We start from the raw sequence: 22,372 nt of genomic DNA, 5'->3' as shown, positions 1-22,372 counted from the left end.
CCGCCGTCAGCCGGCGGCGAGGGCGGGGCGCAGGACGGTGTCGCCGTTGCAGTACAGGGCGTAGAGCAGGCCCAGCGGATTGCGGTGGACGACGGCGAAGTGCTCCCGGGTGGCACGGACCGCCTCGCCGATCGGCTCGCCGGACAGGAGGCGTTCGAAGAACGCGGTGGCCCAGGCCGCGGCGAAGGGGGCCGGGGTGTCCGCCTCGGTGCCGAGCACCCCGCGGGAACGCTCCAGGAAGTGGGTCAGGAAGCCCTCGGTGGACAGCGCCGAGGTGACGGCCGTGCCGCATGCGTTGAGCACAATCACCGGTGAGCCGGGCAGGGCGGTGCCGTGGTCGCGCAGGCTCCGCAGCAGGATTCCCCCGGTGGTGCCCTCCACGGCGAGCCGGGGGTTCGCCGGTCCGTCGTCGTCGACGTCGTGGGCCACGGCGTGGCAGTAGAGGTAGACAATCCCGGCGGATCCGCCCGTCCCGTACAGGGAGTCGAAGACGGGCTCCTGCCGGTCGTGGACGGTGAGGCGGGCGAGTCCCTTGTCGTCGTAGTCGCGCCAGTACGCCTCCTGCTTCGCGACCAGGTCGCGTTCGCCGCCGAGGTCGATGGCGCGGTTGAGGCCGAGGGTGACGTCCAGGCCCCGCCGGGTGTCAATGGCCACCTCGGTGATGCCGCGGCCCGCGTGGGCGGCGACGGGGATGCAGTCGACCCGGTGGCGAAGGCCGAGGATCTGTCCGAAGTCGGCGTCGCGCATGTGCTCGACCGGGCACATCAGGTGCCAGGGCAGCAGGGGTCGGTCGGTGACGAACTGCACGCTGCGCGGGCCAGCCCCGGTCAGGTACTCCTGGATCCTGCGGCCGACCTCTTCGAGCTGGGCGTCGGCCCCGTCGAAGAACAGGTCGCGGAACATCCGGCAGCCCGCCTCGGCCAGCAGCCGGGTGTGGTGTGCGTAGACGTCGCCCGAGAGGCCGAGTCCGGTCCGGGTGGGGCCGTCGGAGAGCGGGCCCCACTCGGCGGTCACGGCCCGCAGCGGACGGCGGGCCTGCACCGCGATCGCGTGCAGGGCGCCGTCGGTCTTGTGCAGCGGCGCCCGTACGGCGTGGCCGATGCCTCCGGAGACGACGATCTCGTACTCGCGGCCGCCCGGGGCCGGCCGTATCTGCACCGACAGGCCGCGGTCGCGCACCTCGGCGACGGCCGCGCGGGAGGGCCCTTGGGCCCGGACGCGTACCTCGTGTCCCGAGACGTTGAGGTGCAGCACCTGCACGAGGCTGCCGGAGCGCCAGAAGGTCGCCTGGAGCGGGAGGGTGCCGGTGCGGGCCGGGGTGATCAGGAAGCGGGCCCGGTCGGGCGAGGGCCCCTGGGCGGGCACGGTCAGTGTGTCGGCGAGGGCTTCGGCCTCGGCGTCGACGCCGGTCACCCGGACGGTCAGCGTCGCGGGCCAGGCGTCCGGGGTGCCGAGGTCCCTGAGCGGCTCGGGCACGGAGTCCTCGCGCGGGCCGTCGTCGACGTCGAAGCCCAGGACGAACGTGCCCGGCCGGTTCGCGGGGCCCGGTTCGACGTCGGCGTTGATCCAGCGGCCCGCGCCGTCCAGGTCCGGCGGCAGGATGCCCGCGCGCAGAGCGAGTTGCGAGGCCGGCGGGGTGCGGGTGCCCCGCTCCGTGTCCGCCGCCCGGTCGGTGGGGATGGTCTTGCCGATCAGGGCCGGGGCGAGCCGCTTCCTGACCTCGGCGTGGCCGAGCAGCAGCCGCAGCAGGGCCAGGGCACGGCGCTCGTACTCCGTCGGCGGTGCCGTCGTCAGTTCCTCCACGGCGGTCAGCAGCCGTGGGCGCAGTTCGGGCCAGTCCTCGCCCACCAGGGCCGGCAACTCGTACCAGAGGTCGATGAGTTCGACGAGAGCGGGATCGGGGTTCACTGTGCCCTCTCCGGATCGGTGTGCGTGCGGGTCACCCGGCCGGGTATCACCGTCAGGTCGGCGCCCGGCCGGTCCTCGGGCGGGTGGACGGCCCGGAAGCCCCGCTCGGCGCCGAGTTCGGGGCGGGCGTACTCGGTGGTGCTGGGCGAGAGGTAGTTGAACCACAGCACGGGGTCCTGGTACCGCCGCGCGATCCGGGCGACGGCCCGCCGGTCGGGGTGGCCGAAGCGGGCGCCGCTGGTGGAGAACAGCCAGTGGCGGCAGTCCAGTCGGGCGAGGAGTTCCGGGCTGAGGTTACGGCTGCTGCCGTGGTGCGGCACCTTGCACAGGTCCACCCGGTACGGCCGTCCCCACGGGGTGTCGTCCAGGCGGCGCAGACCGTCGCACAGGGTCTCGGCGTGCGCGTCGGCGCCGAACAGCACACGGGCGCCGTCGTACTCGGCAAGGAAGGCGATGCTCGACCGGTTCGGCACGGACTCGTCGCGGGCGTAGGGGCGCAGCGCCAGTTCCTCCCAGGCCACACCGGCGTCGCTGCCGCGCAGGACGTCCGGGCGCGCGGGGGTCTCGGGGGCGAGTCGTTCGCGCTCGGTCTCCTCCACCCAGCGCGTCCAGTCCCGGCTCAGGTCCAGCAGGGCGCCCCGCTGCGGGGACAGCAGGGTCAGCCGCAGCCCCCGGACGTCGAATTCGGGCAGCGACCCGCCGACCGGGACGGCGACGGCGCGCCCGTTGAACCTCGTGTTCCAGGGCTGGTCCACCAGCAGCCGGGAGAAAGTGTCGGCCTGGGCGTGGCTGAGGACGTCGCCGAGGATCTGCCGGTCGCCGTTGAACCACACCTCGTCCGCGGTGAAGCCCTCCGGCGGATCGCGGAACAGGGGTATCAGGCCGCCGATGTGGTCGGCGTCGAGATGGGTGCACACCACGAGGTCGAAGGCGCGCTCGGCGACCGGCTGTCTGCGGAACCGGGCGGCGAGGCCCTCGGGCAGCTGGCCGCGTCGGCCGGCCCGCCCGCCGTCGACGAGCATGCGGCGGGTGCGTCCTTGGTACGTCCACTCCACCCAGAGGCAGTCGCCCTCGTGGGCGGGCAGTGCTTCGACTCTGATCACGTGCGGCCCGTCACGCCCCGAAGTGGCCGAAGCCGGCCCAGGAGTGGAGGTCGGCGAAGGAGCGCTCGTCGTCCTCCTGGAACTCCAGTGCCAGCAGGAGTCCTTCGGTGGTCTCGTCGTCCGGCAGCCAGGGCTCGCCGGCGGCGAGGGCCTGCTGGAGGAGGGCGAACCGTTCGCCGTTGGGTACGTCACGCAGCCAGACCTGGGCGTCGCGCAGCGCCATGGCCGGGTGGCCGTCCTCGGTGCGCCAGCGCCGGTAGAAGTCGGTCATGAGGAGCGCGGCCGGTAGGTCGGGCAGCGACCACATGGCGGCGACGACCCCGGCGACGCCCGCCTGGAGCAGTCCGCCGGGCAGCGACACCACCTCGTCCGGCAGGACGGTGCCCGGCAGATACGACTCGCAGGCGGACAGGACGGCCAGGCGGAGCGTCAGCCGCAGCGCCAGCAGGTCGCGCAGCCGCAGTTCGTCCGTGCCGGCCAGCAGCAGTCCGCTGTCCAGCGGGGTGAGCAGATCGGCCTGCCCGTGACAGGCGAAGTGCGCGGCGTCGGCGTCGGCGAGGGCGTCGCGGGCCGCGGCGGCGTGGGCTGCCGGGCCGCGCAGCACGGTCGTACGGGCCGGGAAACCGGCCGCCGCCGCGCGGGCCTCCTGCTCGGCCGAGCCCAGGGGCGGTCGTCCGGCCGGGTCCACGACGACGGCCAGCCGCTCGACGCGGCCCCCGGCCCGTGCGCGGGCCGAGGTCAGGGAGCGGGCGTTGGGCACATAGCTGAGGACGAGGTCGTCGAGGGCGTACCGGCGTCCGGTGGGCGTCGCCGTGTCCTCGGTCCAGGCCGCGTGCAGGGGCAGCAGTCCGAGCAGGCCGCCGGCCACCAGGACGGCCCCGTCGGAGGCGCGCAGGGCGTCGCAGACCGGGCCCATGAGGTCGTCCCACAGCCACCTCGTGGTCGTCTCCAGGGACTTCTCCCACTGCGTCAGCCGTCCGGCGCGGTCGGCCGCGTACGCCTTGTGGGCGTCGTCGTGGGCGCGCGCACGGGTGCGCACCACCTCGGCGGTCAGGGCGGGCAGGTCCACCTGGCGTACGTCGTGGTCGTGCACGACGAGGGCGACTCCGCCGCGTTCGGCCGCCGAGAGGTACACCAGCGGCTGCTCCTCGGCGGCGCCGTGGACGTCCTCCTCGGTCGGCTCGGGCAGGAAGTCCTCGAACCCGTCGAGCTGCCGGATCTCGTCCACGACGGCGTCGAGTTCGCGCCTGGCCGCGCGGATTTCCTCGAAGCGGTCCACCCCATCACCCCCAGCACCGTCGGCTCCTTCACCGATCCGATGGAACTCAGCGTAGATGAACGCTCACACTGGGGAGGTGAGTCGACCGTCCGAGAGGGAGTGCCCGTGACCGACGACCGGGCCGAGGCGGCGTACCGGGCACGTGACCGGTATGCCGAGACGGGTGATCCGGAGGCGGCCCGCGAGGCCGTGGAACTGCTGCGGGCGCTGGCGCGGGAGGAGCATGTCGCCGCGCATGTGGACGAGTTGGGCGGTGCGCTGCTCGATCTCTTCGAGGCGGAAGGCGAGTTCGCGGTGCTCGCCGAGGCACTGGAGGCGCACGAGGAGCATGTGCGGCTCGCCCGGGACGCCGACTCGCTCAACAACCTGGGCAACTGCCTGCGCGTCTGCCACGACGAGACGAGGGACGAGCATCTGCTGGAACGGGCGCGGGAGGTGCTGGAGGAGGCCGCCGAGTTGTCCCCGGGGGACGCCACGGTCCTGGACAACCTCGGTCTCGTCCTGACGGACCTGTACGACGCCGAGGGCGATCCCGCGCTGCTCGACCGCGCCCTGGAGCTGCACACGCGTGCCGTGCTGCACGGCGCCGCCGAGGATCCCAACCATCTGCTGCACGTGACGAATCTGTCCTCCGCCCACATGCACCGCTACGACCGCGCCGGCGACCCGGCCGATCTCGACGCCTGGGCCGAGGGCTGCGCACGGGCGGTGGCGCTCACCCCCGCCGGATCCCCGAACCTGCCGCTGCGGCAGGCCAATCTGGCCCTCGCCCTGCTGGAGCGCCACGCCCGCCACGGCTCCCCCGCCGATCTGGCCGACGCCGTGCACGCCGCCCGGCGGGCCCACGACACGAGTCCCGCCGGTGCCGCCGACCGGCCCCGGCAGGCCGGTGTCCTCGCGAACGCGCTGATCCGGAGGTACCACGAGGAAGGCGACCCGGGGGACATGGACGAGGCAACCGTCTTGCTGCGCGCCGCCACCGCGGATCGTCCCCCGGGCCACTCCGGTTCGCCGCACCTCTGGAACAACCTCGCCCGCACCCTCCTGGAGCGCTACGAACGCGACGCGGACCCGGCCGAGTTGGAGGAGGCCATCGAGGCGGCCGAGAACGCGGTGGACCTGTTCGACGGGCCCGAACCGCTGCTGCCGCTCTGTCTGGACACGCTCGGCACGGTGTTCACCGCGCGCTATCTGCACCACGGCGACGAGGAGGACCTGGAGCGGGCCGTGGCCTGTCTGGAGCAGTGCGCCGAGCTGACCGACGAGGCGGCCCCGGCCCTGCCCGGCAGGCTGACCGCTCTGGCGATCGCGCTGGCGTACCGCTACGAGCACATCTGGGAGATCGCCGATCTCGACCGTTCCGTCGACCTGTTCGACACGGTCGCCGAGCTGCGCCCCGAGCGCCCCGGTCCCGCAGACCTCAACAACCGTGCGCGCGGCAGGATCCGGCGCCACCACCGCACCGGGGACCCCGAGGACCTGGCGTTCGCCCTGGACCAGCTGGAAGCGCTGGTGGCGGCCACGCCCGAACGGGCCCCCGGCCTCCCGCTGTACCTGGAGAACCTGGCCGAGGCCCTGCGGCTGCGGCACGAGTCCACCGGGGCGGCCGACGACCTGGAGCGGGCCGTGGCGGCGCTGCGCCGGGCCCTGCGGCTGCTGCCGCCGCGCGCCTCCCGGCGGCCGGACACGCTGGGCGGTCTGGGCAACGCGCTGCTCGACCGGTTCGGCGCGACGGGCTCGGTCGTGGACCTCGACGAGGCGGTCGCCCTGCACCGCGAGGCACTCGCCGCGCTCCCCGCGGACGCGCCGGGCCGCGCCGGCGCCCTCAACGACCTGGCGAACGCCGTGCGGGAGCGCCATCAGCACCTCGACGCGCCGCACGACCTGGACGAGGCGATCGCCCTGCTGAACACGGCGGTCACCCTGGCCGGCCGCACGACCCCCGACCGGCCGGTGTTCCTCGACAACCTCGGCAACGCCCTCATGGACCGCTACGAACGCGACGCCGACCCGGACGACCTCGACACGGGTCTCGCCGCCCATGCCGAGGCCCTGGACCTGCTGCCCGCGTCGGCGCCGGAACGCGGCCGGATCGCCGCCAACACCGGGGGCGCGCTGTGGCGCCGCTGGCGGCTGAGCGGCGGGCGGGAGGACCTGGACGAGGCGATCTCCCTGCTGCGGGAGGCGGTCGACGCGACGCCCCCGGCGTCCCCGAACCGTCCGCTGCGGCTGAACAACCTCGGCTGCTTCCTGCGCGACCTGCACGGCCTCACCGGGACGGAGGACGACCGGCGGGCCGCCGCGGCGGCGCTGGAGGAGGCGTGCCGGTCGGGGGCGGAGCGCGGGCCGCGCTGGGCCCTGGAGGCGGCGCGCAACTGGGGTAGCTGGGCCACGGCGCGCGGGGCGTGGCCGGAGGCGGCCGGCGCCTACCGGTTCGGTCTCGACGCCCTGCGCACGGCGTACCGCGGCCAGGGGATGCGCCCGCACCGGGAGAGCTGGCTGAGGATCGCCGACCGGCTGCCTGCGGACGCGGCCGAGGCGTATCTGCGCGCTGGTGACGTCCCGGGTGCCGTACGGGCCCTGGAGGCGAGCCGGGCGGTGCTGCTCAGCGAGGCGCTGCTGACCGGGGACACCGCTCTCGAACGGCTGGCGGCCGCGGGACACGGCGCGGTGGCCGACCGCTACCGCCGTCTCGTGGACCGGCTCGCCCGGCTGGAGAACCCGCGCGACGACACCCGGTCGCACACGGCCGGACGCCCGCGATGAGCCGGACGCCCACGACGGGTCGGCCGGACGCGGTGGGCCGGACTGCCGCTGTCCTGCGGCGGCTTCGGGACTGGCGTCTGGAGCGGCTGATGGACCGCTTCCTGTCCTGCACGGACTGGGCGGGCGCCGAGCGGCTGGTGGCCTCGCGGCCGCGGCTGACCGGGGAGGGGGCCCTGGCCCTGCTCGCCTCATGGGAGGAGGAGGCGCGGTCCGACGCCGACCACACCACCGCGGACACCTACGAGTACCGCCGGCTGCTCCTTGAGCGGTGCCGGGGCGAGGGGCCGGCCCGGGTGTTCGGCGAACTGACGGCGGCCGACCCCGCGCAGGAGCGGTGGGAGGAGCTGGTGGAGGCCGCCCTGGACGCGCTGCACCGGGCGGCCGGGTCCGGGCACCGTGACGACCTCGACACCGCCGTGGACCACTGCGAGCGGGCCGCCGACCACTGTTTCACCGCGCCGCAGCGCGTGGTGGCGTACGGCCACCTCGGTGTCGCCCTGCTGCATCGCGCCGACCGCGTAGGCTCGGTGGAGGACGTGGGCCGTGCCGTCGGCCTCCTCAACGCCGTGTACGCGCTGACCCCGCCGAGCACCTCCGAACGGCTCAACGCGGTCACCAACCTGGCCTGGGCGCTCGCATTGCGGCACCGGGTCGACCGGCACCCCGCGTCCCTGGACCGGGCGGCGGAGCTGCTGCGCCGGGTGGTGGAGCGCGAGGAGCCTGCGGGCCCCGGCGGTCCGTGGCCGTCCGGCGCGCGCGACGCCGACGTGCTGACCAGTCTCGCGTCCGTGCTGCGCACCCGGTACTTCGCCACCGGTTCCCCCGCGCTTCGGTCCCCGGGGAGCCGGACGACGGGCCGGCGCCGTCGGAGCCCCCGGAGCTGCCTCCCTCCCCTGCCGGCCGATCCAGCCGGTGTTCGGGCTCGGGCTCTCGGCCGGGCTGGCGAACGGGCTCGCGGGCGTGTTCTGGCTCGAACTCGCGTCAGGCCTCACGTTTGGGCTTGCGATCGGGCTCGTGGCCGGGCTCGTGTTCGGGCTCGCAGCCGGGTTCTCGTCCGGGCTGGGCCAGGAACCGTCCACGGTGGTCAGCCCGCGGACCATCCTGCGCGACGACATGGTCCACGGGCTCGCAGTCGGGCTCGTGCACGGGCTTACGGACGCACTCGCGGGCGGACTGGCATTCGGGCTCCCGGCCGCGCGGAGATATGGGGTTTTCCTGCTGTGTTCACGGCGCCGACTGCCGTTGCGACTTGCCCGCTTCCTCGACTGGGCCGGTACCGCCGGTCTGCTGCGCTGCAGCGGCCCCGCCTACCAGTTCCGCCACCGCGAACTGCAGCAATGGCTCACCCAACACCCCCACCCCTGAACGGCGCTACGACAGTGCCTGCGCCGAGGGGTGGGGCGGGCAGTTACGGAGCTTCACCTGGATGGCGATGCACAGGCGTGCCGCGAGGCTACGTCAGTCGGGGCCCGACGGCGACCCAACTGAGTCAAGATCAGAGACAGTCAGCCGCGGTAGGGCCGGCCACACACGCTCGAGCCGAGATAACTGAGAACCATACGCACGGTGTCCCGGCGGAACCAGGCAAGTAAGGCGTCTCCTTCGCGCGCTTGTTGGATGGGAAAGGTGACATTGGCCCAGTTGCGGAAGTTGCCGTGACAGGCGATGTCGTTGACCCACAACAGGTCGGGTGGTGCGGCGTTCCTCCCTAAGGCGTGGTAGTTCGGCACCGCCGCGAGAACTTCGTCGGGGGTGAGCGGCTGGCCAGCAGGCCGGACATCCGCGGGTCCCACGTCAGCATCGCGAGGACGTTGATGGTGAGCTGTATGGGCTCCGGATCGTTCGCAGCGAACCCGAAGGCGAGCGGAGAAGCTCCGTCCGCGGCGCCGGGCGGAACGGGAAGCCCCCGCGCCGGAGTCACCTGGTGGCCGCCGCCGGGATCCTTGGCACCCCAGGTGCTCTGTCCTGCCGGCTCCCCCGAGGTGACTTTGTCGCCGTGGATCACGGGCGCCCGTGTGCTTTCGGGCCTGTCCCATAGGGGTGATCAGCCGAGCGCGGCCGGGGAGTGGGCGTTTTGCAGCAGCAGCTTCGGCTTGCCGGAACCGTCGGCGGGGACGGCCCAGAGGTCTTTGGTGCCGTCGTCGTGCTGCTGAGCGTAGGCGAGGGTGGAGTTGTCCAGCCAGGCCGCCTGGTCGTCCACACTGCGGGTCTCGGCCGTTTGGGTGATCCGGCTGGTGGCGAGGTTGAGCACGGAGAGCCGCCAGCCTTTGGTCGAGTCGCCGTTGATCGGTGATTTGAACGCGATCCGGGTTCCGTCGGGCGAGAGCGAGGGGCATTCGAAGCGGTCGCGCAGGGTGCGGACGGTGCGGGCGGCGAAGTCGCCCTGGACCAGGTAGCGGTGGCCCTTGGTGTACATGGTCGCGTAGAAGGTGTTGTCGTCGTCGGTGAACGTCACTCCCCAGTAGTTGACGTCGACCGACTGATACGGCTTGCCGTCCTTGACGACGGAGAACGTTTCCAGTGTCTTGAACAGGGTTTTCGTCTTGGTGTCGTAGATCCCGGTGCGAGTGGCGAAGTTGAGGGTGGCGTAGCTGTCGCCGCCGACGAAGGCGGTCCAGGACACCATGCGGCCGCTGGCCGAGACGCGGACCCGGTTGGGGACGCCGCTGACCTCGATGGCTTTGCGTTCCCTGAGGTTTGTGTCGAGGATGCGCATCGTGACGGTGCCGAGTACCCCGTCGGCGTAGAGGCAGGCCACCGTTCGCACGGCGGCGTAGATGCGATCGCATTTGGTCTTCGACACCGCGCGGTCGCCGCCGGGGTTGTCCTTGTCGACGGTGGTCACCTGCCCGGTGCTGGTCAGGGTCAGCAGCCGCGGGCCCGGCGCCAGCGACACCGCCTCGGAGGTGGCGGGCGTGTCGGGGGTCTTGGCCGATGGGCTGAGCTGGGTGTAGCCGATCGCGATGCCGGCGAGTGCGAGGGTGGCGGCCACCGTGGTGGCGATGCGAGCCGTGTGCCCGAGGCGGCGCGGGGCGGGCGGGGGGCTCGGCTGCGGCGTCATGGTGTCGATCGTGGACTGCCCGCTCATACGGTCACCTCGGTGTCGGTAGGGGTGGTGGATCGGTTGATCAGAAGGAAGGCCGTGGCCACGACGGCCAGTACGGCGATGGCGGCGGCGCACCGGGTGGCGGTGACCGGGCCCCACAGCTGCCAGGCGAGTCCGAACAGGACGGAGGAGGCGAGGTAGGCGAGGGCCTGTCCGGTCTGGACCAGCGCGATGCCGGTAGTGCGCAGGTGTTCGGGCAGCACCGGACCTGCCAGCGCCATCAGGACACCGTCGGTCGCCGCGTAGAAGACGCCGTACAGCAGCAGCACCAGTGCCACAAGCGGCCAGCCGCGCAGGGGGCCGAACAGGAGCAGGTAGACGATGACCAGGGCTGTATAGCCGCCGAGCACGATGGGCGCGCGGCCGATCCGGTCGGCCAGCGCCCCGATGGGGATCGCCAGCAGGAGATAGGCCAGGCTGGTGCCGACCGCGAGCAGGGGGAAGCTGCCGATGGACATCTCCTGGCGGCGTTGCAGGAGGAGGTAGACGAAGCCGTCGCCGATGACGGCGAAGCCGAGCAGGCAGGCCGCGATGAGCAGCCGCCGTACCGGCGCGGCCCGCAGCAGTGCCAGGGCCTGTCGCGGGGAGATCACGGCGGTGGGCAGGCGTTCGTCGTGTCGGTCCCGGACGAAGAGTACGACAATGAGCACGCCGAGCGTGGCGATGCAGAAGCTGGTGACCAGGACGGCGTCGATGGCCTGGCTGGTGGCTGCCAGTACGGCGAGGGCGGCGATCGGGCCGAGGAATGCGCCGATACTGTCCATGGTCCGGTGCACGCCGAACGCGCGCCCCAGGGCCTGCGGCGGGGCGGACAGGGTGATCAGAGCGTCCCGCGGCGCGGTGCGCAGTCCCTTTCCGGCCCGGTCGACGGCGATCACCAGCCCGATCGCGCCGGCCGAGCGGCCGACCGCGAGCAGCCCCAGCTTGGCCAGCGCCGACATCGCGTATCCGATGCCCGCCACTGCTTTGGGTTTGCGGACCCGGTCCGCGACGTACCCGCCCACCAGCCGCAGCAGCGCGGTGGCTCCGGTGTAGATCCCGTCGATCATGCCGTAGGCCAGCGGGCTCATGGACAGACCGAACACCAGATACACCGGCAGGATCGCGGTGACCATTTCGGCGGAGATGTCGGTCAGCAGGCTGACCGTGCCGAGCGCGAACACGTTGCCGCCGACCATCGTGAGCCCGCGCAGGCGGGAGCGGTCTGTGGCCGGGGTGGCATCGGAGGCGGGCCTGTCGATCGAGGACAGATACATGCGGGCGGACCTTTCGGGCGGAGACAGGAGCGGGGCTCTTGAGCCGGCTGCCGGGCGGTGGTGCCCTCCCCGGCCGGGGAGGGCACCCCTTCACTGAAGTGCCGGTCAGTGGCAGGTGTTGGTGCCGCTGTCGGTGAACGTCTTGCCCGCCTCGGGGACGAACTGCCAGTCATAGCTGCCCGCGTGCAGGGTCAGCTTCAGCACGCCCCAGGTGCTGCTGTTGCGGACCTCGCTGTTGGGCTGGATCGTGCCGAAGCCGCCCAGGCCGGTGCCGCCCATGCCGGCGACGAACTGCCGGATGCCGCGGGTGCTGTCCGTGGCGCCATTGGCATCCATGGGGGCGAACCGCTCGTAGTTGTGGTTGTGCCCGGTCACGATGACCTCGGCGTTGTTGTCATACAGCGCCTGGTACAGGGGCTTCACCGAGGTGTTCGGGCCGTGGCTGGAGCCGGAGGTGTAGCGCGGGTGGTGCCAGTAGGCCACGGTGCACTGCTTGGTGCTGGCCGCAAGGTCGCTGCGCAGCCACTGCTCCTGCGCCGAGCCGGCCGCGCAGGACACGATCGAGCAGTTGGAGTTGAGCGCAACAACGTGCCAGTTGCCCAGGTCGAAGGAGTAGTAGCCCTTGGTCGGGTCTCCCGCCGAAGCACCGAAGTAGTTGAAGTACCCCGACGCACCTGTGGTGTGGTACTCGTGGTTGCCGGTGGCAGGCTTGGTGCGGGCCTTGAACCGGCCCCAGGATGGGTCGTAGCAGTTGGTGAAGTCGGAGGCCGTGCCGTCCGGGTAGGCGGTGTCACCGATGGCCATGACGGTACCGGTGATGCCGTCCAGCAGGTTGGCCGTGGCCTCGTCACCCCCGACGCCGCAGTTGGCGATGTCACCGGCGCCGACCAGCACCGGGTCACCGGACGGCGGCGGCGTCGACGTCGTGGGCGTGGGTGACGGGGCGGTGCCGCTGTTGATCACCAACTGCGGAGCGTCGGCGCCGGACTCACGAGAGTCGTAGTACGCGCCGTTGGAGCTGGTGGAGGTGCCACCGAAGCTGAACGTGCCGTTGCTGGTCACCACCGAGGTCACGTCGATCTCGACCCACTGGTCGTTGGCCACCGAGCCGAGCGATGCGAGAGTGGCGCCGCCGATGACCGGCTTGTTGTTCCAGGTGACGCCGGTCTCGGTCCAGGTGGTGTCAGTCATCGACTTCCACATGCCGCCGTTGGTGCTGTTGCCGCTGCTGGTGACGCGGATGCGCAGCTTGGCGCTGGTGACGGCCTCGGTGAGGCCGCTGACGGTGAACTTCAAAAACGACTGGCGCACCGGCGAGTTGTCCACGGTGAACTGCGACGAGGTGCCGTAGTTCGTCGACGGGGTGCTGTCCTGCACGTAGGTGTCGGCGGTCGGCGTGAAGGTCGTGGTAGCCGCTGTGGCCGTGGGAGCGGTCGTGAGCAGAGTCGCGACGGCGGCAGTGGTGGTGGCGACTGCTGCGGTTGCCATCGATGCTCTTCGGATGTGGCGGGTGCCCATCACGTGATCCCTTCTGGAGTGAAGGTTGAGGCTCGGTGCGGGGGGCGGTGTGGAACCTATGAGTCCGCTGTGGGCGACGACCACGGTGAGCAAATGAACGTTGGACGTGCGACAGATGGCGTATCGTCGCTGTCCGAACAGGCGTGCCGACTGTCCGTCAAAGAGGAGTCGTCGCCAGCCGGTTGCCCCGTCGGAGGGCCGCCCCACGGCACGGGCGGCCAAGAATTCAACTCGGCGTCACAGCGGGGAAATGGTGGGGCCACGCCCTCCCCGCCCTGGAGTGGCTTTGTTCCTCGGCATGACGCTCTGGGCTTCGCCGCAAGGCTCTCGAGGTATCCCCGGCAGAACGATCCGCGCGCTTCTGGTCATGCTGGGAGGTGCGGTTCTCGCCGCAGTCCTGGTCTCGCTGACGGCTCCGGCCGCCTCGGCGCACGTCCCGACGACCGACGGCACCTCCACGATCCGCCAGGACGGGGCACTGGTGCACTACAAACTGGAGGTGGACTACGACAAGCTCACCAAGGCCGCAGGCCTCGGTGAGCTCCCGCGTGGAGCGACGGACGCCGAACGCGAGGCATTCCTCGACTCCCACCGCGCGCCGCTCGCGTCATACCTCGCCGACCACCTGACCGTCGCCCTCGACGACGCCCCCTGTGCCGCCACACTCCACGACACAGCAATCACCAAGCGGCAGCAGTTCCTCTACGCCCGCCTGCTCCTGACCCACCGCTGCCCGGGCTCCGGGCGCGGCGAGTTCACCGTGCGCTACGAGGTGTTCTCCGATACAGCCGCCATCGGCGCCGAGCACACCAACATGGTCGACTACGAACTCGGCGGTGCCGGCGGCAGCGACGTCTTCGACGCCGGCCACCGTGAACTGCGCGTCGGCCAACGCCACGCCGCCTACGCCGGCCCACACCAACCGCAGGCCGGCGAGACGGACGTTTCCTCGTCGACGGGCCGTTTCGTATCCATGGGGCTGAAACACATCCTGTTCGGCGTCGACCACGTGCTCTTCCTGGTGCTCCTCCTGCTCGGCGCGGGAGGATGGCGCAGCGTCGTCAGGCTCGCCACCAGCTTCACCCTCGCCCACAGCGTCACCCTCGCCCTGGCCGTACTCGGCTGGGTCGACGTTCCCGCGCAGATCGTCGAACCCCTGATCGCCCTGTCCATCGTCTACGTCGCAGTCGAGCACATCGCGCGCGGCGAGTCCCGGCACCGCACCCTCGTCGTGTTCGGCTTCGGCCTGCTGCACGGACTGGGCTTCGCCGGAGCCCTCAACTTCACCGACCACTTCAGTGGCCACCTGCTCGTCTCGCTGCTGAGCTTCAACCTCGGCATCGAACTCGGACAACTCACCATCGTCCTGCTCGTCTTCCCGCTGCTCCTGCTGGCCCGCCGGTATTCCTGGTCGAAAACTGCCCACGCCGGCGCAGCCGCCGTCGTCGGCGCCATCGGCTTCGTCTGGCTCGTCGAGCGCCTGCTCGCGCCGAGCGGTGCCGCGTAAATAACCCCGCATACCGGCGTCCCTCTCAACCAGGGCGCACTGAGGCTGAGTTCATGGCAACCGCGCAGCAAAGGCCGGACACCACGGGCGTGACAGCAGCAGTCGACACTCTGCGGTAAGCACCGGCGGCACACATCGCGCTGCCGCTGCTGGGGGGGCGGATACCACCTCGCCCTCCTCCTGATCGTCTCCGGCCAGGCGCGCACCGCTGTCGCCCTCTGGCCGGCCCAGGCCGTCCGGGGAGGATTGCGCATGAACAGCTACACGCCCCGCATCGGCGATCTCGTATGGGATGGCGACATGCGCAAGATCGGCCGGGTGATGGACAAGATTGGCCCGTACTGGCAGCTCAAACCCCCGGGCGGCGGACGGGAATGGGACGCGCACGGTGCTCTGCGGCCCGCTACCGCGGCCGAGCGGCGATCGGTGGGTGGGGCTCAGGCAACAACCGTCCACAGGTGCGGCGATGCGCCGTGAGCGTGTCCACCGCCGCTGACGGGCCGCCGGTCTCGGACGAGTGCATGCTCGCCCGCCAGCCGGGCTACACGGATCTGCACCGCGCGTGCACCCAGACACAGGACGTGCCCCTGCCGCATGCTCGGGGCGTGCTGCTGGTGTGCCGCTGCGGCTGCTCCTGCCACGACCGGCGGAGGTGAGACCTCCTGAGCAGCACCGCCCCCATATCGCGTCGTGAGCCACGGTCCGATGTCCGCCGACTTCGTCGAGGAACCACGCCAGGGATCCGTCCCGTACGACCCCGACCGCAAGGCCGGCGGTGGGCCAGCGGTTGAGGACCTCATCGACCTTCGTCCTCATCTCGATCTCATCGCGTGACACGGGCCTCACCGCCCGCCCTTCCGCGCCGTGACCGGCCGAGCGACGGCCGACACCGCCCAATCGCCGATCCAGCAATGCCCATCCGATGCAAGCACGTCCACCCTCCGACCGGCAGGCCGCCACGGCATGACGATCACGATCTGCCCCTGGAGTACGAGCCGGGCCGCATGGACACGTGCTCCGCGGCCGCCCTGACCGCTCGGAGCGCGCCGCGCAGAACGACGCCGATGCCGGGGGAAACGAGTGTCCAGTAGTGGTCGAAGCGGGCGGTGGATGCCGGGTCGGTGCACGCGGTGCGCGTCTCGTAGGTGAGCAGGGACCGCTGGGCGCCGTATGGATGGACAACGAAGGCGGCCGCCATCTTCGCCCACCCGGCCTCGTCGAACGACGTGAAGTGTTCCGGCTCGACCCGCCGCCACTCGATCGAGGCCTGCCACGGCTTCCCGACCGCCCCGAAGACGAGTTCACGTCCCGGATTTTCGCCCAGCGCCACCCAGGGCTGCCCCTCCCACGCATCGCCGGTGGCGTCGAACAGGTCGGCCACCCGCAGGGACGGCGGGGTCGGCTTGGATCGGCCGCGGAGCCGTTCCGGCAGTCCGCGCGCCCACACGGCCGCGTTGAGGAGTGGGGAGTGGATGGCGAGCAGGTCCAGCCCGCGCGCTGCCTCGTAGGCGACGGGTGGTGCCGCGGCAATCGCCACGGATTCGAGGCGGGAGAACCCGAACTCGGGCAGCACGCCGTCCAGCAGCAGCGGTTCACCGGCGGAATCGCCGACGGTCGAGTCGGCACTCATCTCGGCCTCCCGGGAGCAGGTGTTCACGCGGACGGGGCGAGTCTCGCGCGCAGGTTGCGGAACTGGCGGGTCTGCATGATGAAGTGGGCCGGTTTCCGGAACGACGAGTCAATCGGCCTCGTGAGCACGCGCGGGCGGCTTCGACCGTGCGTGCGGACGACGAGGCGGTGTCGGCGCCGGCCGGTTCGAGGTGGAAGCCCCAGACCGAACTGACGGACGCCACAGGCGCCGTTCCATGGGACGGGTCGAACGGGCTGCCGAACGGTAGGCGCGTGTTGCTCCGCAGCACCAGGGTCCGTTCCGGTTCGAGGACGGCGACGGTGAACCAGGCGCGGGCCCTGGGCACCGAGGCACGCCGCTGTCCCGGCTGCAGGACCTGCCACCGGGCGACGACGCGATCCGCGCTCGGTCGTCCACTGTTGTCCAGCCGGTCCCACGGCCAGGCCTCAGAGGGCGGCGCGGGCAGAGTCGTGGCCATGGTCGAGTTGCCGTCGCCACCGGGGATGAGCTCTTCCCCGGGACGGGAACGCGGAGCGTCTCCGCGAGTCGCGCCCCAGGTCAGCATCCTCGGCTGCACGACCAGCCCGTGCAGCGTCGAAGCGACCGCGGCGCAAGCGACGGCGGCCGGTCCGAGCGTGGCTCGGTGTTCGCCCACACACCGAGCGTCGCTCGTCACACCTGATGGCGCCACCCGTGCCGCGGAACACCTTCCTCGGCCGTCGGCCAACCCTCGTCGCGCCGCACGGACAGAGCGAACGGCGTCCATTGCCGCAGGTGGGTCGTCACTGTCTCGGCGCGGGTGCTCCTCATGCGGGGTCGGGCGTTTCGTAGGCGCGTAGGGGTTCGGCAGGCGAACCTGTCTGCGCCCGCAGGATGTGACGCGGCTCCTATGCGAGCTTCGCCCTCTGTGCAGAGGATGTGGCTTTCAGCCTGTCGCGCGGTCGGCCGGCTCCCGGAGAGGAAGTCCGCCCATGTCCGAGCATGTACATGTCCGCATCAATCGGGGTCTGGGAGTCACCGAGCGCGGTGAGCTCGTGGAGCACTCCTCCTGCCGCTGCGGGGCGACCTGGACGAGGACCTACCAGGTCCGGGACGAGGATTCCGAGTAGGGCCGAGGTCCCGCCCGCCAGGTGTGCGGCCGGCACCGGTTGTTCGACGTTCCGGACGTCGGCCGACCGGCTCAGTGGCGGGCGGTCAGGGCACTGCCGTTCCACGGTAGCCGCGCCGAGGCGGGAGCCCGGGCAGCACGGTGGGCGGGGCCTGCGGCCGCGTGTCGGCAGGTTCCTTCTGCACCGGACGACCGGCGAGAGCGGCCACGATGTCGGTTGCGGTCAGCACCCCGGCCAGACGCCCGTCTTCCGCCAGCACCGGGAGGGCGTCGGTGTCGGTGTAGCTCATGAGGTCGGCTGCGTGGCGTACGGTCTGCTCGGCTTGTACGAGTGCCGGTCTGTGCCCGGGCAGGAGTTCGTCCACACGCAGGCCGGTCAGCGTCGTGGCTGGTGCCGCGCAGGCCACCGCGACGTCGGCCCGGTCCAGCAAGCCGGCACAGCGACCGTCCGGATGCACGACCGGAAGGTGACGGGAGCCGGATCGCTCCAGCAGCTCCCACGCCACGAGCACCGTTTCGTCGACCGCGATCGTGACGACGGCGGTACGCATCACGACGGCGACCGTCCGCCCCAGAACATCCTGTTCGTCATGGGCTTCCATGGTTGTCCTCCGTCTTCTTCGGGGGCACCGCTGCGACGCGGCGGGGAGGGGTCGGTTTCCCTGCCGTCACAGTGTGTGCCCGTCCGGTCTCTGTCGCTGTTTCCGGGATACATCCAGGACCTCGGGTCCGTCGACGATCTCGCTGATCTCCTGCTTGACTCCCTCGTAGCCTGCGACGTCCTCGAAAGCGAGTGGTCGGTCCCTCTGTTTCGATGATCTTGGCGCGGGCCTGTCCGATTGCGCTGAGCTCCCCGCCCACGGCCTCGCCGAGCGTGACGGATGCCGGCCTGACAGACGAACAGATGTGATCAACGGACGGCTCCCTTGGCGGACGTACTGGCCTGGTAGTCCAGCCGTAGATCGTGATCTTCATGTCTGGTTCGCGACTTGTCGGCGGTAATGGCTGGTCTGGGCTCGGGCCTGGTGGCGGCGTCGCCAGGCGGAGCAGCGGAGCCGGTGGGCCGCTCGTGCACGGGCCGGACGACGAGCGTCGTGACCAGTCGCTGGATCTCGTTGCAGGTGAGCGGGATCGGCTCGTCCGGGGCGGGATGGCGAGCGTGTTGCGCACGTCGTCGCGCACGGCGTCGGCGTCCCACCTGGCCCGGCCGAGCAGGTGCTGCCTGCCGTCCGGGGCGGCTTCCCCTGCCCACTCGGCGATGCTCCAGCAGTTCTTGCGCGGCAGGTCCGACAGCGCCCCCGCATCAAGTCCCTCACCCGGCGCCGGGGTTCGACCCGCGCGAACCGGCCCGCTATCCGGCCCAGCACTGGCGAAACCTTGAGTCAATCCACCGGCAATCGCTTGAGTAACAGCGGACCTTGAATCGGCAGATCAGGTGCTGCTTGGGGGAGCCAGGCGCAGCCAGGAGGTGTGCGTAACGGCAGTCGGGACTCACTCGGGCCTGGCCCGGTCCCGCTCGAGCAGGATACGGCGAAGGACTTTGCCATACGGTCCTTTGGGGATCTCGGCCACGAACTCGACTCGCCGAATCCGCTTGTACGGGGCCACTCGCTCGGCGACCCACGCCATGAGGGCCCCGGCGTCCACCGGCCCGTTCGCAACCACGAATGCCTTGGGTATCTCACCTGCTTCCTGGTCCGGGCTCCGGACGACGGCGACGTCGGCTACGTGCGGGTGGGCCGACAACACGGCCTCCAGTTCCGCTGGCGCGACCTGATGCCCCTTGTACTTGATCAGGTCCTTGACCCGGTCGACCACGAACAGATAGCCGTCGGGGTCCACGCGGCACACGTCGCCGGTGCGTAGCCAGCCGTCCGGGTCAAGAACCGCCGCGGTGGCCGGCTCCGCGTTCAGGTAGCCGCGCATCACCTGGGGGCCGCGCACCCACAACTCGCCGACCCCGCCGGTGCCCAGGTCCTGCCCGCTGGCCGGGTCGACGATGCGCGCCTCGGTGTCGGGCAGCAACACGCCGACCGAGCCGTGCCGTGGACCGAGGGGCGCACCGGCAGTGCCGGACACTGCCGTTGTGGTCTCGGTGAGGCCGTAGCCCTGAACGACCGGGCATCCGAGCCGCTCGGCGCACGCCCGCGCCAGCCCGGCGTCCAGCGGCGCGGCGCCCGACCCGATCAACTCCAGGGCAGACAGGTCGTAGCTGGCGACCAGAGGATGCGTGGCCAGGGCACGCACGATCGGCGGGACAACGAGCGCGCGGGTGATCCGCTGCTCCTGCAGGACGCGCAGGAACTCCTCCAGGTCGAACCGGGGCATGCTGACCAGGGTCGCCCCACACCAGAGGGGCCATCCCATCAGCAGGCCCAAGCCGTATGTATGGAAGAACGGCAGCACCCCGATCAGCCGATCCTCCGGCCCGCTCGGCAAGACGGCATTCCACTGGACCAGGGTGGCGACCAGGTTGCGGTGCGTAAGCACGACGCCCTTGGCCAGCCCGGTAGTCCCACTGGAGTAGGGAAGGGCCACCGGGTCAGTGGCCGGGTCGATCCCGACGGTTGGCGGTGCCGTCCCGGTGGCTGCGAGCAGGCTGACGAACGGAGTCGCGCCCTTCGCCTCGCCGAATACGAAGACCTCCTCCACGCCCGAGCGGGTGGCCGCCTCGATCGCCCGGTCCAGCAGCGGCGGCGCGGTGAGCAGGAACCGTGCCCCGGCGTCGGCCAGCTGGGCGGCGAGCTCGCCTGCGGTGTGCTGCGGGCTCACCGTCGTGGTGGCGCCCCCCGCCGCCGAGACCCCATAGAAAGCGACGGCATACTCCGGCAGGTTGGGCGAACACACCGCGAACATGTCCCCCTTGCCGAAGCCTCGTGCGGCCAGGCCCGCCGCCATCTGCTGGACCCCGACGGCGAGCTGACCGTACGTCAGCGTGCGCCCGGTGGGGCCGTCGACGACCGCGGCGCGGTTTCCCTTCTCCACCGCTCCGGCGAGCACCAGCTCATGCAGGGGCAGGTCGGGGACCTCGACGTCGGGGTGCGGGCTGCGAATGACGGTCGCTTCCATGACTCCTCCTCCCGACCACCTGGGGGTGGAACACGGTCGATGCCGGTGGGCATCATCAGGCGACGTGGCCTGCGATGCCGTACCGCTGGGCAAGCCGGGCGCGGTTGTATCGCTGCAGCATCGCCGGGTAAACGTTGCCGAGGACGTTGAAGAGCAAGGTCCAGCCCGCGGCGCCCCACCAGCCGCGGACGGCCGCGTTGACGACGACTGCCAGCGTCACGACCAGCATGATCTCGTGCAAGGCCTCGGCCTGCTGCATCCACTCGTCGAGTTCGGCGAGGGCGGCCGGGGTCCGTTCGGCAGGCAGGCTCAGTTCCGGCGGCGCGAGCACCGTCAGGGGGCCGCGGCGCAGCAGCCACTTGGCCACCCGGACGCCGAGCAGTTCGTACACGCGCCCGTCGCGCTCGACGGCGCGCAACGCGTGCACGCGGGCGGGCAGCCGCAGCACGGGCCGCCGCAGTACGAGGACTCGCCAGAGCAGGCCGAACCAGATCAACGGAAGGCAGACGACGAGGAACGCGAACCGAGCGCTCCGGGGCCCGAACGCACGCCACGACCAGACCAACAACGCGGCCATGCCGATCGTCACGTCGGCCATGAGCAGAGCCTTGCGCATACCTCCCCTGCGCACCCTACGCACACCTTCATCCTACGTCCCGGGCGCGACGAGGACGCGGTGCTGGTGGTCGACGAGACCGGGGGCGTGAAGAAGGACACGCACACCGTCGGTGTCCAGCGCCAGTACACCGGCAGCGCCGGGAGGATCGAGAACGCGCAGGTCGCCGTCGACCTGGTCTACGCGGGCTGCCGCGGACATGCGGCGGTGGACCGTGATCTGTACATCCCGCGCTCGTGGACGTGCGACCCGGACCGCTGCCGGGCAGCGGGATTGGGTGAGGACATCGTCTTTGCGACCAAGCCGGAGCCGGCCTTCCTCGTGATCGGCCGATTCCTTGACGCCGGGCACCGCGTGGGCTGGGTCGCGGGGGACGAGGTCTACGGTGGCAACCCGAGGCTGCGGGCGGCGCTGGAGGAGCGCGGGGTCGGTTACGTGCTCGCCGTCGCCTGCTCCAAGCGCGATCATCAGCTTCGTCCTCGGGACGCTGATGACCGTGCTGTCTCTCTTCGGCTTCTGGCACATGCGCAAGGGGTCGGCCGCGCCCACCGCGAGAGCAGCGGGTGGTTGAGCCTGGCCCTCAATCTGGCGGGACGCCCGGTCCAGGCGCCCCCGACGACGCCGGACAGCTCGTCCAGACCACCCCACTCACGCCCGAGCAGGCCGCCGCCCTCTACCGCGACTTCGGCATCAAGCCACCACCCCGGATCGCCGCCGCAGACCCGGCCTGAAAGCCAGGATGTGTCCGCGTAGGCACACGCCCGCAACGGCCGCGTCCTTCGCGTGTTCCCGCAGCTCAGGCCCCGTTTCTGGCGAGTGCGCATACCCACCAACTGCAGAAGTCAGGCTTCATCGCCGTCGTCCGCGCCTACGAGCACGCCCGCCATCCCGCCCAGGACGAACTGATCCCGCTCACCTGCAACGAGATCCAGCGACTGGTCACGACGCTCGTCGTCCGGCCCGTGCACGAGCGGCCCACCGGCTCCGCTGGTCCGCCTGGCGACGCCGCCACCAGGCCCGAGCCCAGACCAGCCATTACCGCCGACAAGTCGCGAATCAGACATGAAGAATCGGTACCGCCTCCGGCCTCTGATCACGGGCCCAGCAAGCAGGCCGGCCAGATGCGTGGTTCGACACGGCTCGGCGATCCGGTCACTACCCTCGGCCCTTGCCACTCCGGCCCGACTGCCTCCCGGGTTGCCCCTGCAGGTGGACGCTGCACACGCTGTCCCGGCGACCGCCGTAAGGACATTTGCCGACAGTGGCGAGGCCCGCGGACGCTGAAGAGAGCGATTCATCCCGAGGCTCCGCGCCAGGGTCGCCACGGTGAGGGGTCGGTCCACCCGGGCGGGGGCAGATCAGGAGGATTCAGCCGTGGGAATGCTGCCAGAGCCGGGCCCCCGACGGGTTCGGCCCCATGGCGGGCGCGGTCCGGAGCCGACACATACGCCTGACGGATCAGTTGCCGTCACCGGGCTCCCCCACCGCGCGGATTGTCGAAGGTGA

At 71.4% G+C, this 22,372-nt stretch carries 18 protein-coding genes and 3 pseudogenes; 8 read left to right on the top strand and 13 right to left on the bottom strand.

What is annotated here, in order from left to right; translation table 11 throughout:
• Window positions 1-6: 6 nt before the first annotated feature.
• The 3 genes from ABZO29_RS44045 to ABZO29_RS44035 are packed head-to-tail and all read right to left on the bottom strand — an operon-like array spanning window position 7 to window position 4,290.
• A complete protein-coding gene (locus tag ABZO29_RS44045; RefSeq protein ID WP_367325815.1) occupies window positions 7-1,908 on the bottom strand; it encodes a CHAT domain-containing protein in 1,902 nt (633 codons plus the stop codon).
• Window positions 1,905-3,011 carry a ComEC/Rec2 family competence protein gene (locus ABZO29_RS44040; protein ID WP_367325814.1) on the bottom strand — a complete coding sequence of 369 codons (1,107 nt, stop codon included), beginning with the start codon at window positions 3,009-3,011 and terminating at the stop codon, window positions 1,905-1,907. Before ABZO29_RS44040 ends, ABZO29_RS44045 begins: the two co-directional genes overlap by 4 nt.
• 10 nt (window positions 3,012-3,021) lie before the next feature.
• The gene (locus tag ABZO29_RS44035; protein ID WP_367325813.1) at window positions 3,022-4,290 is read right to left on the bottom strand and encodes a CHAT domain-containing protein; all 1,269 of its coding nucleotides are present in this window, start codon (window positions 4,288-4,290) and stop codon (window positions 3,022-3,024) included.
• Between the two features lie 105 nt (window positions 4,291-4,395).
• On the opposite strand from ABZO29_RS44035, the gene ABZO29_RS44030 reads away from it, so the two are divergent.
• On the top strand, window positions 4,396-7,056 hold the full coding sequence (locus ABZO29_RS44030) for a hypothetical protein (protein WP_367325812.1): 2,661 nt from the start codon (window positions 4,396-4,398) through the stop codon (window positions 7,054-7,056).
• A 188-nt stretch (window positions 7,057-7,244) separates the two neighbouring features.
• Here the strand turns inward: ABZO29_RS44030 and ABZO29_RS44025 are convergent, their stop codons facing one another.
• Window positions 7,245-7,562 (bottom strand): hypothetical protein, encoded by a 318-nt coding sequence (locus tag ABZO29_RS44025; RefSeq protein ID WP_367325811.1) that lies wholly within the window; start codon window positions 7,560-7,562, stop codon window positions 7,245-7,247.
• Window positions 7,563-8,070: 508 nt separating this feature from the next.
• Here ABZO29_RS44025 and ABZO29_RS44020 point away from each other — a divergent pair.
• Window positions 8,071-8,421, top strand: coding sequence for a hypothetical protein (locus tag ABZO29_RS44020; RefSeq protein WP_367325810.1), 351 nt, complete (start codon window positions 8,071-8,073; stop codon window positions 8,419-8,421).
• Between the two features lie 140 nt (window positions 8,422-8,561).
• Here ABZO29_RS44020 and ABZO29_RS44015 read toward each other — a convergent pair whose 3' ends face one another.
• The 4 genes from ABZO29_RS44015 to ABZO29_RS44000 all read right to left on the bottom strand — a co-directional run bounded on the left by ABZO29_RS44015 (window position 8,562) and on the right by ABZO29_RS44000 (window position 12,906).
• The gene (locus ABZO29_RS44015) at window positions 8,562-8,849 is read right to left on the bottom strand and encodes a hypothetical protein (RefSeq protein ID WP_367325809.1); all 288 of its coding nucleotides are present in this window, start codon (window positions 8,847-8,849) and stop codon (window positions 8,562-8,564) included.
• A 251-nt stretch (window positions 8,850-9,100) separates the two neighbouring features.
• Window positions 9,101-10,144 (bottom strand): hypothetical protein, encoded by a 1,044-nt coding sequence (locus ABZO29_RS44010; protein ID WP_367325808.1) that lies wholly within the window; start codon window positions 10,142-10,144, stop codon window positions 9,101-9,103.
• Window positions 10,141-11,418: an MFS transporter gene (locus tag ABZO29_RS44005; protein ID WP_367325807.1), complete on the bottom strand. Its 1,278-nt coding sequence runs from the start codon at window positions 11,416-11,418 to the stop codon at window positions 10,141-10,143. Before ABZO29_RS44005 ends, ABZO29_RS44010 begins: the two co-directional genes overlap by 4 nt.
• A gap of 105 nt (window positions 11,419-11,523) precedes the next feature.
• Complete coding sequence (locus ABZO29_RS44000) at window positions 11,524-12,906, bottom strand: DNRLRE domain-containing protein (RefSeq protein ID WP_367325806.1); 1,383 nt, start codon at window positions 12,904-12,906, stop codon at window positions 11,524-11,526.
• A 397-nt stretch (window positions 12,907-13,303) separates the two neighbouring features.
• On the opposite strand from ABZO29_RS44000, the gene ABZO29_RS43995 reads away from it, so the two are divergent.
• The 3 genes from ABZO29_RS43995 to ABZO29_RS43985 all read left to right on the top strand — a co-directional run bounded on the left by ABZO29_RS43995 (window position 13,304) and on the right by ABZO29_RS43985 (window position 15,099).
• Complete coding sequence (locus ABZO29_RS43995) at window positions 13,304-14,443, top strand: HupE/UreJ family protein (protein WP_367325805.1); 1,140 nt, start codon at window positions 13,304-13,306, stop codon at window positions 14,441-14,443.
• A gap of 252 nt (window positions 14,444-14,695) precedes the next feature.
• Window positions 14,696-14,920: a hypothetical protein gene (locus ABZO29_RS43990; RefSeq protein ID WP_367325804.1), complete on the top strand. Its 225-nt coding sequence runs from the start codon at window positions 14,696-14,698 to the stop codon at window positions 14,918-14,920.
• Window positions 14,917-15,099 carry a hypothetical protein gene (locus ABZO29_RS43985; protein WP_367325803.1) on the top strand — a complete coding sequence of 61 codons (183 nt, stop codon included), beginning with the start codon at window positions 14,917-14,919 and terminating at the stop codon, window positions 15,097-15,099. Before ABZO29_RS43990 ends, ABZO29_RS43985 begins: the two co-directional genes overlap by 4 nt.
• 314 nt (window positions 15,100-15,413) lie before the next feature.
• On the opposite strand, the gene ABZO29_RS43980 is transcribed toward ABZO29_RS43985, so the two are convergent.
• Window positions 15,414-16,073, bottom strand: a complete 660-nt coding sequence (locus tag ABZO29_RS43980) for a hypothetical protein (protein WP_367325802.1) — start codon at window positions 16,071-16,073, stop codon at window positions 15,414-15,416.
• A gap of 971 nt (window positions 16,074-17,044) precedes the next feature.
• Between ABZO29_RS43980 and ABZO29_RS43975 the strand changes: the two genes are divergently transcribed.
• Complete coding sequence (locus ABZO29_RS43975) at window positions 17,045-17,182, top strand: hypothetical protein (protein ID WP_367325801.1); 138 nt, start codon at window positions 17,045-17,047, stop codon at window positions 17,180-17,182.
• An 85-nt stretch (window positions 17,183-17,267) separates the two neighbouring features.
• On the opposite strand, the gene ABZO29_RS43970 is transcribed toward ABZO29_RS43975, so the two are convergent.
• The 4 genes and pseudogenes from ABZO29_RS43970 to ABZO29_RS43955 form a co-directional block, all read right to left on the bottom strand.
• Complete coding sequence (locus tag ABZO29_RS43970) at window positions 17,268-17,783, bottom strand: HPP family protein (protein WP_367325800.1); 516 nt, start codon at window positions 17,781-17,783, stop codon at window positions 17,268-17,270.
• Window positions 17,784-18,345: 562 nt separating this feature from the next.
• Window positions 18,346-18,545: pseudogene (locus ABZO29_RS43965) on the bottom strand (IS701 family transposase); the annotation flags it as partial.
• Between the two features lie 127 nt (window positions 18,546-18,672).
• Entirely contained in the window at window positions 18,673-20,250 is a 1,578-nt protein-coding gene (locus ABZO29_RS43960) for an AMP-binding protein (RefSeq protein ID WP_367325799.1), read from the bottom strand.
• Window positions 20,251-20,305: 55 nt separating this feature from the next.
• On the bottom strand, window positions 20,306-20,866 hold the full coding sequence (locus ABZO29_RS43955; RefSeq protein WP_367325798.1) for a hypothetical protein: 561 nt from the start codon (window positions 20,864-20,866) through the stop codon (window positions 20,306-20,308).
• A 48-nt stretch (window positions 20,867-20,914) separates the two neighbouring features.
• On the opposite strand from ABZO29_RS43955, the pseudogene ABZO29_RS43950 reads away from it, so the two are divergent.
• Window positions 20,915-21,322, top strand: a pseudogene (locus tag ABZO29_RS43950) (transposase); the annotation flags it as partial.
• Between the two features lie 392 nt (window positions 21,323-21,714).
• Window positions 21,715-21,932 (top strand): annotated as a pseudogene (locus ABZO29_RS43945) (IS701 family transposase); the annotation flags it as partial.
• Window positions 21,933-22,372 lie beyond the last annotated feature (440 nt).

Source organism: Streptomyces sp. HUAS ZL42, from assembly GCF_040782645.1.
In the GTDB taxonomy this organism is placed as follows: domain Bacteria; phylum Actinomycetota; class Actinomycetes; order Streptomycetales; family Streptomycetaceae; genus Streptomyces.
The sequence above is the reverse complement of the archived record's forward strand: the minus strand, read 5'-3'. Positions and strand labels throughout refer to the sequence as shown.

Bases quoted from the DNA above. Each gene is read 5' to 3' on its own strand.
- ABZO29_RS44025 (WP_367325811.1), bottom strand. From the start codon at position 7,562: ATGCAGCAGGGCGACACCGAGGTGGCCGTACGCCACCACGCGCTGCGG.
- ABZO29_RS44010 (WP_367325808.1), bottom strand. From the start codon at position 10,144: ATGAGCGGGCAGTCCACGATCGACACCATGACGCCGCAGCCGAGCCCC.
- ABZO29_RS44005 (WP_367325807.1), bottom strand. From the start codon at position 11,418: ATGTATCTGTCCTCGATCGACAGGCCCGCCTCCGATGCCACCCCGGCC.
- ABZO29_RS44000 (WP_367325806.1), bottom strand. From the start codon at position 12,906: ATGGCAACCGCAGCAGTCGCCACCACCACTGCCGCCGTCGCGACTCTG.
- ABZO29_RS43995 (WP_367325805.1), top strand. From the start codon at position 13,304: ATGCTGGGAGGTGCGGTTCTCGCCGCAGTCCTGGTCTCGCTGACGGCT.
- ABZO29_RS43990 (WP_367325804.1), top strand. From the start codon at position 14,696: ATGAACAGCTACACGCCCCGCATCGGCGATCTCGTATGGGATGGCGAC.
- ABZO29_RS43980 (WP_367325802.1), bottom strand. From the start codon at position 16,073: ATGAGTGCCGACTCGACCGTCGGCGATTCCGCCGGTGAACCGCTGCTG.
- ABZO29_RS43975 (WP_367325801.1), top strand. From the start codon at position 17,045: ATGTCCGAGCATGTACATGTCCGCATCAATCGGGGTCTGGGAGTCACC.
- ABZO29_RS43970 (WP_367325800.1), bottom strand. From the start codon at position 17,783: ATGGAAGCCCATGACGAACAGGATGTTCTGGGGCGGACGGTCGCCGTC.
- ABZO29_RS43960 (WP_367325799.1), bottom strand. From the start codon at position 20,250: ATGGAAGCGACCGTCATTCGCAGCCCGCACCCCGACGTCGAGGTCCCC.
- ABZO29_RS43955 (WP_367325798.1), bottom strand. From the start codon at position 20,866: ATGCGCAAGGCTCTGCTCATGGCCGACGTGACGATCGGCATGGCCGCG.